This window comes from Mesorhizobium erdmanii USDA 3471 (genome assembly GCF_000472705.1).
GTDB lineage: Bacteria > Pseudomonadota > Alphaproteobacteria > Rhizobiales > Rhizobiaceae > Mesorhizobium > Mesorhizobium erdmanii.
This window is the reverse complement of record NZ_AXAE01000029.1, coordinates 26,490-38,841: the sequence shown is the minus strand read 5'-3', so window position 1 is coordinate 38,841 and position 12,352 is coordinate 26,490. Positions and strand designations below refer to the sequence as shown.

General features: G+C 64.0%; 9 protein-coding genes. 2 read left to right on the top strand and 7 right to left on the bottom strand.

Going from position 1 to position 12,352, the window contains the following annotated elements; translation table 11 throughout:
* Positions 1–173: 173 nt before the first annotated feature.
* Positions 174–1,070, top strand: a complete 897-nt coding sequence (locus tag A3AU_RS0122870) for a class I SAM-dependent methyltransferase (protein WP_161633526.1) — start codon at positions 174–176, stop codon at positions 1,068–1,070.
* Between the two features lie 24 nt (positions 1,071–1,094).
* Here the strand turns inward: A3AU_RS0122870 and A3AU_RS0122865 are convergent, their stop codons facing one another.
* The 5 genes from A3AU_RS0122865 to A3AU_RS0122845 form a co-directional block, all read right to left on the bottom strand.
* On the bottom strand, positions 1,095–1,958 hold the full coding sequence (locus tag A3AU_RS0122865; RefSeq protein ID WP_027054949.1) for a patatin-like phospholipase family protein: 864 nt from the start codon (positions 1,956–1,958) through the stop codon (positions 1,095–1,097).
* Positions 1,955–3,343, bottom strand: a complete 1,389-nt coding sequence (locus A3AU_RS0122860; RefSeq protein WP_245235552.1) for a M16 family metallopeptidase — start codon at positions 3,341–3,343, stop codon at positions 1,955–1,957. The genes A3AU_RS0122865 and A3AU_RS0122860 overlap by 4 nt, the downstream gene beginning before the upstream one ends.
* An 11-nt stretch (positions 3,344–3,354) precedes the next feature.
* Complete coding sequence (locus A3AU_RS0122855) at positions 3,355–4,743, bottom strand: M16 family metallopeptidase (protein ID WP_027054947.1); 1,389 nt, start codon at positions 4,741–4,743, stop codon at positions 3,355–3,357.
* Between the two features lie 112 nt (positions 4,744–4,855).
* Positions 4,856–5,410 (bottom strand): 16S rRNA (guanine(966)-N(2))-methyltransferase RsmD, encoded by a 555-nt coding sequence (gene rsmD, locus A3AU_RS0122850; protein ID WP_027054946.1) that lies wholly within the window; start codon positions 5,408–5,410, stop codon positions 4,856–4,858.
* Between the two features lie 13 nt (positions 5,411–5,423).
* Complete coding sequence (locus tag A3AU_RS0122845) at positions 5,424–7,469, bottom strand: pseudouridine synthase (protein ID WP_027054945.1); 2,046 nt, start codon at positions 7,467–7,469, stop codon at positions 5,424–5,426.
* Positions 7,470–7,710: 241 nt separating this feature from the next.
* Between A3AU_RS0122845 and A3AU_RS0122840 the strand changes: the two genes are divergently transcribed.
* Positions 7,711–8,160: a nucleoside deaminase gene (locus tag A3AU_RS0122840; RefSeq protein ID WP_027054944.1), complete on the top strand. Its 450-nt coding sequence runs from the start codon at positions 7,711–7,713 to the stop codon at positions 8,158–8,160.
* 39 nt (positions 8,161–8,199) lie between these two features.
* Here the strand turns inward: A3AU_RS0122840 and A3AU_RS0122835 are convergent, their stop codons facing one another.
* Positions 8,200–8,877, bottom strand: a complete 678-nt coding sequence (locus A3AU_RS0122835; RefSeq protein ID WP_027054943.1) for a metal ABC transporter substrate-binding protein — start codon at positions 8,875–8,877, stop codon at positions 8,200–8,202.
* A 301-nt stretch (positions 8,878–9,178) separates the two neighbouring features.
* Complete coding sequence (gene ileS / locus A3AU_RS0122830) at positions 9,179–12,172, bottom strand: isoleucine--tRNA ligase (RefSeq protein WP_027054942.1); 2,994 nt, start codon at positions 12,170–12,172, stop codon at positions 9,179–9,181.
* Between the last annotated feature and the right edge of the window lie 180 nt (positions 12,173–12,352).

Sequence of the window (12,352 nt, the reverse complement as noted above, 5' to 3'; positions counted from 1 at the left end):
CTGTATAGAGGCGGTTCACAGTCGACCTTTCAGTGCATCACGTTTCCTTATCCAAATATGCTGTTGCGGATATCCAGCCAAAGTGCAACGGAACGACCATCAATTCGCGACGTGCAATCGCAACCAGATGCGTAGGGAGCCGCCCAATGCCAACCCCGGATCAAGCCATAGGCATGATCGAGAAGCTCGATATTGCCGTCTTCCAGGTCAAGACCGAGAGCACCCTCAGTGATCGGAAGAGTTTCTTGCGCGTGCAGAACGTCACTCGGTCGGTGCTGGGCCATTATGTATATCTGGAGGTCGGATCGCATCTTGGCGGCAGCCTGTTCCCACACCTGATTGATCCGGCCTGCGAGGCTGCGATATCGGTTGATCCGCGCCCCCCCGCGCAGCCTGACGAACGCTCGCAAGTCTTCCACTATCCCGAAAACTCAGCTGCCCGCATGATCGCCGGACTGTCGGATTGGCTCCCCCCTGCCGCAATGGCCAAGCTGACCACGATTGACAGCGACGTCTCGGATCTGCGCCCCGACGCAGTCGACTTCAAGGCCACACTTGCACTGATCGACGGCGAGCACACGAACAGAGCCTGCTTTTCGGACTTTGTCGGTGTTTTGCCACTTATGAACCCGGACTGCATCATTTCCTTCCACGACGCCAACCTAATCGCGGACGCGATAGTCAACGCGGAACGTTTCCTCGATCATCTCGGTATCACGTACGAAACAGTGTTCCTTCCAGACACCGTGGCCGTTGTGGGCCTGGGCAGTGTGGCCTCAGCGGTCCGGGATCAGCTTCAACCTCATGCGTTGGATCGGGAGACCTATCTGGAGCGGTCGCAGCGGCAGCTATGGTCACACATAACTGAGGTGCATTCTCCAAAAATCCACGCCGAAATAGGCCGACTGCGGTCTGATAACTCAAAGCTGATTGAAGAGATTGAATGCATACGAAAGGCGAGCCTGGACGCGCAGACTCACTTGGCCGCCATAATTTCCAGCACGACCTGGCGCACATCCGCCCCAATTCGCACAGTGGTCGATCGCATCAAGCGTCGCCTCGCTCCCTGATTATCGAGCCAGAAAACCCGTCGATTACCTAGCCAGCCGCTTCCCCCTCTTCCCCTTCCCGCCCCGCGTCTCAACCGCTCGCTCCACCTCGCGCTTCAGCTGATCCTTGATATCCGCCGTCTCGCTCATCAGCGCGTCGATCTTCAGGAAATCGAGCACGCGGTATTTCGACACCGCCGGGCGGACCAGAATATCGGGCTGGCACTGTTTCAGCTTGTTGGCGATGATCGACTGCATCATCAGCTGGGTTGCGCCGAACATCAGGTCGACAGAGGTGGGGTGCTTGCGGTCGGCCTCTTCGGGTGCTCCGACGACGTCAACGCCGATGATGATGTCGGCATCGTTCTCGATGAGGTCGAACGGCACGGGGTTGTAGATGCCGCCGTCGATCAGCAGCCTGCCGTCGCGCATCACCGGGCGGAATACGGCGGGAATGGCGGCCGAGGCGGCGAGCGCGGAATGCAGGTCGCCTTCATCGAAGACGGCGAGCTTGTGGCCGAAATAGTCGGTCGCCGTCACCTTCAGCGGGATTTTCAGCGCGGCGAAGGTTTCGGGAATGGCATCCGGCAAAAACGCCTTCAGGATGCGCTCGACATTGAACTGGCTGACGCGGATACCGTTTTGCATGGCTTCGGCGATCGTGCCCGGGCGGGCGCGCCACATGCGGCTCGCCACCTCCGCGCGGCGGCCGAGGATCGAGCGGGCATAGTCGTGGATGTCCTTGCCGGTCATGCCCGCGGCCATGCCGGCGCCCATGATGGCGCCGATCGACGAGCCGGCGATCGCCACCGGCTTTATGCCGAGCTCGTCCAGCGCCTCTATGACATGGATATGCGCCAGCCCGCGCGCGCCGCCGCCGCCGAAAGCTATGCCGAAAGTCGGGCTCATCCCTTGCCGTCCCCGGCCAGCGGCGGCCCGACCACCATGATCGTCGGCTCGGTCGTCAGCAGCTTTTTGGCCGCCGCCTTGACCTGGTCGAGCGTCACCGCGTTGATATAGCCGGCGCGGCGCTGCATGTAGTCGATGCCGAGGTCGTCGAGCTGCAATTCGACCAGCGTCGCGGCGATGGAACTCGAAGAGTCCAGATTGGTGATGGCATAGGCGCCGATCAGATATTTCTTGGTGGCCGCCAGTTCTGCCTCGGTCGGGCCGTCCTCAGCCAGCTGCCTGGCGACATCGCGGACAATGCCGAGCGTCTCGGCGACGCGGTCGGAGCGCGTGCCGGTGGTGACGATCAGCGCATTGGCATGGTCCTGGTTGACCAGCGACGAGTTGACGCCATAGGCGAGCCCGCGCTTTTCGCGCACCTCCTGGTACAGGCGCGAGGTGAAGGTGCCGCCGCCAAGGATCTCGTTCATCAGGACGGCGGGGAAGAAATCCGCCGACTTGCGCTTCACGCCCGGCCAGGCAAGCTGCAGCGAGGTCTGCGGCAGGTCGTAATTGACCTCCAGATGCTGCGCCAGCTTCGGCTCGACATCGGCGACGGGGGTGAGCGCCTGGTTTTGCGGCAGGTCGCCGAACACCATGTCGAGCTTCTTCCTCAGCGTCTCGGCGTCGATGGCGCCGACCACGGCGACATGCAGGCCGCCGCGTGCGAAAACTGCCTTGTGCAGGGTTTTCAGATCGTTCTGCGTGACGGCGGCGATGCTCTGCCTGGTGCCCTGGTCGGAGCGCGAATAGGGATGGTCGCCATAGATGGCGCGCGCCCATTTGCTCTGCGCCACGGTGTCGGGATTGTTCTCGTTGGCGATGATGCCGGACAGAATCTGGGCTCGGATGCGGTCGATCGGCGCCTGGTCGAAGCGCGGCTCGTTGACCGCCAGCCGCAACAGGTCGAAGGCCTCGTCGCGCTGTTCTGCCAGCATGCGCATGGAGCCGTAGATGCCGTCGCGGGTCTCGTCGAAACTCATCTCGGCGCCTGCATCGTCGAGCTTGATCTGGAAGGCTTCCGAATCGAGAGGCCCGGCGCCCTCGTCGAACAGGCCGGTCATCAGATTGGCCAGTCCTTCCTTGCCCGCCGGATCCTGCGTCGAGCCACCACCGAAGACGAAACGGACGGCGACGATCGGCACCGAATAATCCTCCACCAGCCAGGCCGTGATGCCTTTTGGCGAGGTGACCTGCTGGATTTCCATGGCGCGGGCGGCCAGCGCCGGCAGGATCAGGAAGAGGATGGAAAGGACAAGGGTTGCGAGCGCGGCGCTCGCGCGCGGTCTTCCCTTCTCCTCTTGTGGGAGAAGGGAAAGCGCCTTCGCCGATTTGCGCATATGCATCGAGGTCATCATCAATTCCCCGCCTGTTGTTGCGGCAAGAGATAGCCCGACGTCGAGCGGGCCAGCACCAGATAGCGCGCGGCGACGGCCTTGACCTCGTCCGCCGTGACCTTGCGGATGCGCTCCGGCCATTGCTGGACGTCTTGCACATTGCCGCCGGTGGCCAGTGTCGAGCCATAGATTTCGGCCATGGAGTCCTGCTTGTCGCGGGCAAAGACCATCGACCTGACGTAGCGGTCCTTGGCCTTTTCGAGCTCATCGGCTGTCACGCCGCCGCTGGCGATGCGCGCCACTTCGGCATCGACAGCGGCCTCCACGTCGGCCAGCTTGGCGTCGCCGCGCGGCGCGCCATAGACGGTGAAATTGGTGGCGTCGAGCATGGTGCCCTGAAAATAGGCGCCGGCACTGGCAGCAATGCCTTGCTGGACGACCAAAGCCTGGTAGAGCCGGCTGCGGTTGCCGCCGCCGAGGATTTCGGCCAGCAGGTCAAGCGCTTCCGCCTCGCCGGGCTTGGCCGTGTGATAGGACGGCACCACCCACTGCGTCGAGAAACTCGGCACGCTGACACGGGCGTCGGAGAGCGTGACGGTGCGCTTGGTGTTCTGTTCCGGCTCGACCGGGCGGATGCGCGGCGGCAGGTCCGGACCGCGCGCCACCTTGCCATAGGTTTTCTCGGCCAGTGCCTTGACCGTCTCCGGTTCGACATCGCCGGCCACGATCAGCACGGCGTTGTTGGGCCGGTAGTATTTGTCATAGAAGGCGGTGGCGTCGACGCGGTTGAGCTGCTCCATCTCCTGCATCCAGCCGATGACGGGGATGCGATAGGGCTGGTTCTGCCAGAGCGTGGCATCGACTTCCTCGTCGAGCACCGCCTGCGGATTGTTGTCGATGCGCGAGCGGCGCTCCTCGAGAATGACATCGCGCTCGGTCTTGATGACATCGTCGGTGAGGATGAGGTTGCGCATGCGGTCGGCCTCGAAGCCCATCATCTGTTCGAGCGCCGACGGCGCCACCGTCTCGTGGAAAGCGGTGTAGTCGTAGGAGGTGAAGGCGTTGTTGGAGCCGCCAATGTCGGAGACTGCGCGGTCGAACTCGCCGGCCGCGTGATGGGTCGTCGCCTTGAACATCAAATGTTCGAAGAAATGCGCGATGCCGGATTTGCCCGGCGGCTCGTCGGCGCTGCCGATCTTGTACCAGACCATATGAGTGACTATCGGCGCGCGATGGTCGGGAATGACGACCACCTCCATGCCGTTGTCGAGGAGGAAATCCGTCACCTTGAATTCGGCCGGCTTGGTGTTTGGCGAGACAGTGCCATCCGCCAGCGCGGAGCCGGTGAGTGTGAAGGCCAGCGACGTCGCCAGCAGTGTTGTCCGCAGCCATTCAGTCCTGGATGTCATCAATGGCTCCGGTTTTCCCTAGAGAACGATAGGCAAGGTGCTGGCGACAAGCAAAGTGAATTGTTGTTGCCGGCAAAGGCGGCGGCAAAGAGGCCGGCGCTGAACGCGTGTGTCAGGCGGCCTCGATGAAGCGAATGATGGTTTCGCCATAGTTGCGCTCATCCAGCACGGCAAAGCCTGGACCTGGCTCGAAGGGCGCCGCCGCCGCCTCCTCGACCACGCACAGCGCGCCAGGGCGCAGCCAGCCGCCGGCCTTAGCCGACTGCAAGGCGCGTTCACCCAGGCCCTTGCCATAGGGCGGGTCGGCGAAGACGAGGCCGAACGGTGCCAGCGTGCCCGCCTCGCCAAGGCCGGTCGCGTCACGGCGAAAGATCTTGGTGCGGCCGGTCAGACCGAAGGCCTCGACATTGTCGCGGATCAAGCCGCGGCCTTCGGCCGATTCCTCGATGAAGACACCATAGGAGGCGCCGCGCGACAGCGCTTCCAGACCAAGCGCGCCTGTGCCGGCAAACAGGTCGAGCACGCGCGCGCCGTCCAGCTGTTCGGCGAAGCGATGCGCCAGCACGTTGAAGACGGCCTCGCGGGTGCGGTCGGTCGTCGGACGGATGGCGCTGCTGCGGGGCGTCGCCAGCGGACGCCCGCGAAACTCACCGCCAACGATTCTCATCTTGTCCCCGGCCTCATCTTGTCCGAGGCCCCTTGGGGCCGCCGCGCGGCCGTTCACCGCCAGCGCCGCCGGGGCGCTCGCCACGCGGCTTGCCGAACGGCTTTGCGCCGTCCGGTTTGCCGCCGGGCTTGCCATAAGACGGCTTGAACGCGGCCTTGCGCGCCTTGGCGTCCGCCGCCTTGGCGGCGTCGGCTTCCGCCCTGCCCTTGCCGATCGGCCTGGCACCGGGCGCCATCCAGACATTGGCCTTGCGCTGGCCGGGCGGCTCGATCGGCCGCTGCTCGCGTTCGGATTTCTTGCCGCCGAAACCGCCACGCGGCTTGTCGCCGAAGCCACCGCGCGGTTTGTCGCCAAAGCCGCTACGTGGCTTGTCGCCAAATGCGCCGCGTTCGGGCCTGGGGCCGCGTTCGCCGAAGCTCTTTTCCGGCCTCTCGCCCCTGTCGGGACTGGTCGACAGTTTGCCAAGCGCCTCGTCGCGGCTGCCTTCGCGGCGCTTGCGGTTCTTGATCAGTCCACCCTCGCCGATCGGCCGGCGCTCGCCGTCGCGGGTGAATTTCGGCCGCTCTGGCTCCGGCTCGCGAACTTCGGTGCGCCGTACCGGCTTGTTGGAAAACGGCTTTGTTATCTCGGCGTCGAAATTGGCGCCGGATTCCTCGACCAGGCGCTCGCCAAGCTGGTCGCGCAACACGCGGCCCTTGATCTCCAGCACATGGCCCTCAGGAAGATCCTCGAGCTGGAAGGGACCGTAGGAGATGCGGATCAGCCGCGTCACGTCGAGGCCGAGCGCGCCGAGAATGTTTCTGACCTCGCGGTTCTTCCCTTCGCGCAGGCCGAGCGTCAGCCAGGCATTTGAACCCTGCTCGCGATCGAGGCTCGCCTCGATCGCACCATAGAAGACACCATCGACGGCAATGCCTTCGCGCAGGCCGGCAAGCGCGCTTTCCTCGACCTTGCCGTGGACGCGCACGCGGTAGCGGCGCAGCCAGCCGGTGGCCGGCAGTTCGAGCACGCGCGACAGGCCACCATCATTGGTGAGCAGCAGCAGGCCTTCGGTGTTGATATCGAGCCGGCCAATGGTCATAAGCCGCGGCAATTCGGCCGGCAGCACGTCGAACACGGTCTTGCGGCCCTCGGGATCGCGATTGGTGGTGACGACGCCGGCAGGCTTGTGGAACAGGAACAGGCGCGTGCGTTCGATCGGTGGGATCTCCATGCCGTCGAGATGGATGATGTCGCCAGGCATGACATTGAACGCAGGCGAAGTCAGAGCGCGACCATTGACCTTGACGCGGCCGGCCGCGATCAGTTCCTCGGCGTCGCGGCGCGAGGCAAGGCCGGCACGTGCCAGCCGCTTGGCGATACGTTCGCCGGCCTCTTCCGTGGCTTCGGCGGGCCGTGGGCGCGGCTTGAAGCCGCCCGCCCCTTGCGCCCGATCGCCAAAGTCACGCTTGGGGCGATCCGCGAAGTCGCGCTTGGGACGGTCGCCGAAGTCACGCTTGGGACGGTCGAAGCGCTTTTCGCCTCCTTCCGCCGAAGCGGCTACTGGACGGTCGCCGCGTGGAGCGTAGGGCTTGCGCGGTCCTTCGCGCTTCTCATAGGGCTTGCGCTCGCCTTCGGCCGCCATTGGACGGTCGCCACGCGGCGCGTAGGGCTTGCGCGGCCCTTCGCGCTTTTCATACGGCTTGCGTTCGCCTTCGGCCGCCATCGGGCGGTCGCCACGCGGCGCGTAGGGCTTGCGCGGTCCTTCGCGGTTCTCATACGGCTTGCGCTCGCCTTCGGCCACCATCGGGCGGTCGCCACGCGGCGCATAGGGCTTGCGCGGTCCTTCGCGCTTCTCATACGGTTTGCCCGCGGGGCGTGGCCCCTTGCCGAACGGCTTGTCGCCGCCCTTGAAGTCGCGCTTCGGGTGCTCACCCTCGGCGGCCATTGGCCGATCGCCGCGCGGCGCGTAAGGCTTCTTCGCGCCGAAGGATGGCTTGCCGCTTCTGTCGCCTCGCGGAGCCGCAGGTGTCTTGCCCGGGCCTTTTTGGCGCGGAGATTTCTTGTCGGTGTCGTCCATGTGGCCTTTGTCCGTTTGCGCTGCTACAGCGTGGCGCAACCTTTCGGGCGCGCAACGAACGCTGGTGCACTTTGATTTGGCGCATGATCTTTTCCGAAAATCGAGTCCGATTTTCGGGTTGATGCGCTCAATAACAGGATCATCGGCGTTTGTCAGGGAAAAGTGGCTGCCGGTTTTTCTGGAAAGACAAACGAAGACCGAAAACCTGGAGGGGCGAGGAGATAATGGGAATGGAATCCGCGTGAAGCGGCCTGATTTCATGGCACTGGCGCTGAGGGAGGCCGAAGCGGCAGCCTTGCGGGGCGAAGTGCCGGTCGGCGCCGTCATCGCCACCGGCAACACAGTGGTTGCAAAAGCCGGCAACCGCACGCGCGAACTTGCCGACCCAACGGCGCACGCGGAAATGCTGGTTATCCGCGAAGCCTGCGGGAAACTCTCGAGCGAGCGGCTGACCGGCCACGATCTCTATGTGACGCTGGAGCCGTGCGCCATGTGCGCCGGAGCCATTTCCTTCGCCAGGCTGCGCCGGCTCTATTTCGGCGCCGCAGACGAAAAGGGCGGTGCGGTGGTCAATGGCGCACGCTTCTTTGCCTCGCCGACATGCCACCATGCGCCCGATATCTATCCGGGCATGGGCGAGACCGAAGCGGCCCTGCTGCTTAAGGAGTTTTTCAGGGAACGTCGCGACTGAACCACGCCATCCAGCCGGAAAAGGGCCGCGTCGTCGTTCTTACAGCGACGGCAACCAGTCGAACCAGCCGCCCTTCTTGCCCTCCGCCTCTTTCTTCAGGCGGCGTTCCTTCTTGTACTCATCCTCGCCGAGTTCGTTTTGCGGCGCCGTGTCGGACGCGACACGGTAGGCCAACGGTGGCTCGCTCAGATATTTGCGGGTGTTGGGGTCGCCCTGTTTGCTGGCCGCAAGACGACGCTGAATTTCGGCGGCACGGCCCTTGTCGGAGTCCGCGGGCGACCATGCCGGCGGATGGCTGGAGCCTGAGTCCGCCATTGCCTTCTTGACTGAGGCCGGATCGGTCTGCACGTCGTCGACGATCTCGGCCTGATAGCTCGGATCGTTCTGGTGGGCCGTGGCGTCGGCGCGCAGCCGCGCACGGCGCTGCTCGGGCGATTCGGGCCACTCGGCGCTTGCCGACTGGATGCTGTCCTGCGGTGCAGGCAGCGCTTCCTTCTGTCCGGGAGCGGGCTTCACCAAGGTGGGGCGCGGCTTGTAGTCGATCGGGTCCTTGCGCTTCGGCGCGAAGGAAACGGCGCCGGTGAGATCGCCGGCCAGCTGTTCGGCAGCCGTCTTGTCGGTGCCGTAGGTCGGCGAACCCATGCAGCCGGACAAAGCCAGGCCCGATGCGACAAGCGGCGCCAGCAGCGCAAGGCGCGCATTATATCTCTCGGTCATGCCAAAAAGTCCCACTCTAGACAGCCTCTCGATCGCCGCCGGTCCTGTGACCGGCCCCCATCGTCCAAGCACTTGCGACGGAAATCCGGCGACAATTTGTCTTCCGGAGTTTCGCGTGTTTACCTCAACCACTCGTTAAGGGCAACGCACGGGCGGTTTTCGCCCGCCCGGCGTGGCATTTGTGCACTATTGATCAGATGCATGTCGTTGTCCCAAAACCGCTGTACACTTTTGGGCGACATGCACTTGGTGGATGCATGTCGTTGTCCCAAGACCGCTGTACACTTTTGGGCGACATGCATCAGAGCCGGCCGAGCGCCTTCAATTCGTGCAACACTGCGGCATCGCGCGCCGAGACATCGGGAAACGCAGGATCCTGCCCGACATCGGCCGTGTAGCGCCAGGAACGCGCGCATTTGACCAGGCCGCGCTCCTCTGCCTTCTCGACCACCACGGCGACGCCCTTGACGTCGTCGAGTGTGAAAGCAGCTGCCGGCGCTTGATCACCGATTGGGCCATGGGCAATGACGAGATCGCTGGTGATCGCCATCTCGGCCATGTCGACATCCGCTATCGCCGCCTCGAGCGTTGCATCGTTGATGGTGACGACCGGCACTGCCTCCAGCGAGGAGCCGATCACCTTCTGGGCGCGCGCGATCTCGAGCGCGCCGGTGACGACGCGGCGCACCTGCCTGACCTTGCGCCATTTCTCCGCCAGCGCCTCATTCTTCCAATCCGCCGGGATTTCCGGGAACTGGTCGAGATGCACGGATACGGCATCGGGATGCCGGTCGAGCCAAGCCTCTTCCATGGTGAAGGGCAGCATCGGCGCCAGCCATTTCACCAGGCAATCGAAGAGATGACGAACCACCTGCACCGAGGCCTTGCGCTTCACGCTCGACGGCGCATCGCAGTAAAGCGCGTCCTTGCGGATGTCGAAATAGAAGGCCGACAGCTCGACCACCATGAAATCGATGAGCGTGCGGGTGATGCGCTTGAACTCGAAGGCGTCGTAGCCAGAGCGCACGACTTCATCCAGTTCAGCCAGCCGGTGCAGCATCAGCCGCTCCAGCTCCGGCATGGCCTCCAGCGGCACGGTCTCACCATCGTCATGGGCGAGCGTGCCCAGCATCCAGCGGATGGTGTTGCGCAGCTTGCGGTAGGCGTCGATGTTGGTCTGCAGCACGTTCTTGCCGAGCCGCTGGTCTTCCCAATAATCCGTCGTCACCACCCACAGGCGCAGTATGTCGGCGCCCGACTGCTTGATGACGTCCTGAGGCACCACCGTGTTGCCGAGCGACTTCGACATCTTGCGTCCGTCCTCGTCCATGGTGAAGCCATGGGTGACGACGGTGTCGTAAGGCGCCCTGCCCCTGGTGCCGCAACTTTCGAGCAGCGAGGAATGGAACCAGCCGCGATGCTGGTCGGAGCCTTCGAGATAGACGTCGGCTGGCCATTTCAGGTCAGGACGGTCCTCCAGCGTGAAGACGTGCGTCGAACCCGAATCGAACCAGACATCGAGGATGTCCATTACCTGCCGCCAACGGGAGGCATCGTGATTGCCGAGGAAACGCTCCTTGGCGCCGGCGGCGAACCAGGCGTCGGCGCCCTCTTCCTCGAACGCGTCCCTGATGCGCTGGTTGACCGCCTCGTCCTTCAGCACATTGCCATCCTCATCCGCGAAGATGGCGATCGGCACGCCCCAGGCGCGCTGGCGCGACAGCACCCAGTCCGGCCGCTCCTCGATCATGGCGCGGATGCGGTTCTGGCCGGCTGCCGGTACGAAACGGGTATCGTCGATGGCCTTCAAGGCGCGGCTGCGCAGTGTCGTGCCGTCGCCGAGATCCTTGTCCATGTAGACGAACCATTGCGGCGTGTTGCGGAAGATCACCGGTTTCTTCGACCGCCAGGAATGCGGGTAGCTGTGCTTCAGGCGGCCGCGCGCGAACAGCGCGTTGCGCTTGATCAGTTCGTCGATGACCGCCTGGTTGGCGTTGCCCTTCTTGCCGTTGTCGTCGATGACGCGCGCCGGTCCGCCCTCGCGATCGGGACCGAAGCCCGGCGCCTCCCTGGTGAAGAAGCCGGCATCGTCGACGGTGAAGGGAATCACCGTGTCGATGCCGCGTGCGCGCAGCTCGGGTGCCGCGTCCATCCAGGCGTCGAAGTCCTCGCGGCCATGGCTGGGGGCGGTGTGAACGAAACCGGTACCGGCATCGTCGGTCACGTGATCGCCGGCGATCATCGGCACCGGAAATTCGTAACCGCCGCCGAGACCCTTGAAGGGATGCGAAAGCACAAGATTTCCAAGCTGTTCGGTGCCGATGCCATGAAGGCGCTTCAAGGTGACCTTGGCCTTGGCCTGGCTATCCTCGGCCAGGGCGTCGGCAAAGATCAGCTTCTCCCCCGGCTGCGGGCCAAACGCATTCTCGGCCGCCGTCACCTCGTAGAGGCCATAGGCGACACGCGGCGAATAGCTGACGGCACGGTTGCCCGGGATGGTCCACGGCGTCGTCGTCCAGATGACGACATGGGCATCCAGCAAATCCAGCGACCGCCCGCTCAGGTCCGGGTTGAGTTCCGCCGGCTGCCCGTCCACGACGCTGGCGACAGCGAGATTGGCCACCGGAAACTTCACCCAGATCGTGTCGGACTCATAGTCCTGGTACTCGATCTCGGCCTCGGCCAGCGCGGTGCGCTCGACGACGCTCCACATCACCGGCTTCGAGCCGCGATAGAGCTGGCCCGACATGGCGAATTTCAGCAATTCGCCGGCGATGCGCGACTCGGCATGGAAGGCCATCGTCGTATAGGGGTTCTTGAAGTCGCCGATGACGCCAAGCCGCTGGAATTCGCCGCCCTGCACGGAGATCCAGTGCGCGGCGAACTCGCGGCACTCCTTGCGGAACTCGTTGACCGGCACCTCGTCCTTGTTCTTGCCCTTGGCGCGGTACTGCTCCTCGATCTTCCATTCGATCGGCAGGCCGTGGCAGTCCCAGCCAGGCACGTAGTTCGAATCGTAGCCGCGCATCTGGAACGAGCGGGTGATGACATCCTTGAGGATCTTGTTCAGCGCATGACCGATATGGATGTTGCCATTGGCGTAGGGCGGCCCGTCATGCAGCACGTATTTCGTGCGGCCGGCGGCACTCTCGCGCAGCTTGCGGTAGAGGTCCATGTCCTGCCAGCGCTTGACCAGCACCGGTTCCTTCTCGGGCAAGCCGGCCCGCATCGGGAAATCCGTCTGCGGCAGGTAGAGCGTCTTCGAATAGTCGATCGTTTCAACAGTGTCGGTCATTGATCTGCCATCTGCATAGCCCGTCGGCACAAAAGCCCGGGCGTTGAAGTCTTTGGGTTGATGCATATCGTTTCCCAAACCGGACCCACTTTTGGGCGATATGCGTCAATGTTCTGGAAAAGCGCGGGGCGAGCGCGAAACTCCCGGCGGCTCCGGCGGCGCTCAGGCCACCCGGAGCAC

Coding starts and splice junctions, on each gene's coding strand:
- A3AU_RS0122870 (WP_161633526.1), top strand. CDS start 174: ATGATCGAGAAGCTCGATATTGCCGTCTTCCAGGTCAAGACCGAGAGC.
- A3AU_RS0122865 (WP_027054949.1), bottom strand. CDS start 1,958: ATGAGCCCGACTTTCGGCATAGCTTTCGGCGGCGGCGGCGCGCGCGGG.
- A3AU_RS0122860 (WP_245235552.1), bottom strand. CDS start 3,343: ATGCATATGCGCAAATCGGCGAAGGCGCTTTCCCTTCTCCCACAAGAG.
- A3AU_RS0122855 (WP_027054947.1), bottom strand. CDS start 4,743: ATGACATCCAGGACTGAATGGCTGCGGACAACACTGCTGGCGACGTCG.
- rsmD (WP_027054946.1), bottom strand. CDS start 5,410: ATGAGAATCGTTGGCGGTGAGTTTCGCGGGCGTCCGCTGGCGACGCCC.
- A3AU_RS0122845 (WP_027054945.1), bottom strand. CDS start 7,469: ATGGACGACACCGACAAGAAATCTCCGCGCCAAAAAGGCCCGGGCAAG.
- A3AU_RS0122835 (WP_027054943.1), bottom strand. CDS start 8,877: ATGACCGAGAGATATAATGCGCGCCTTGCGCTGCTGGCGCCGCTTGTC.
- ileS (WP_027054942.1), bottom strand. CDS start 12,172: ATGACCGACACTGTTGAAACGATCGACTATTCGAAGACGCTCTACCTG.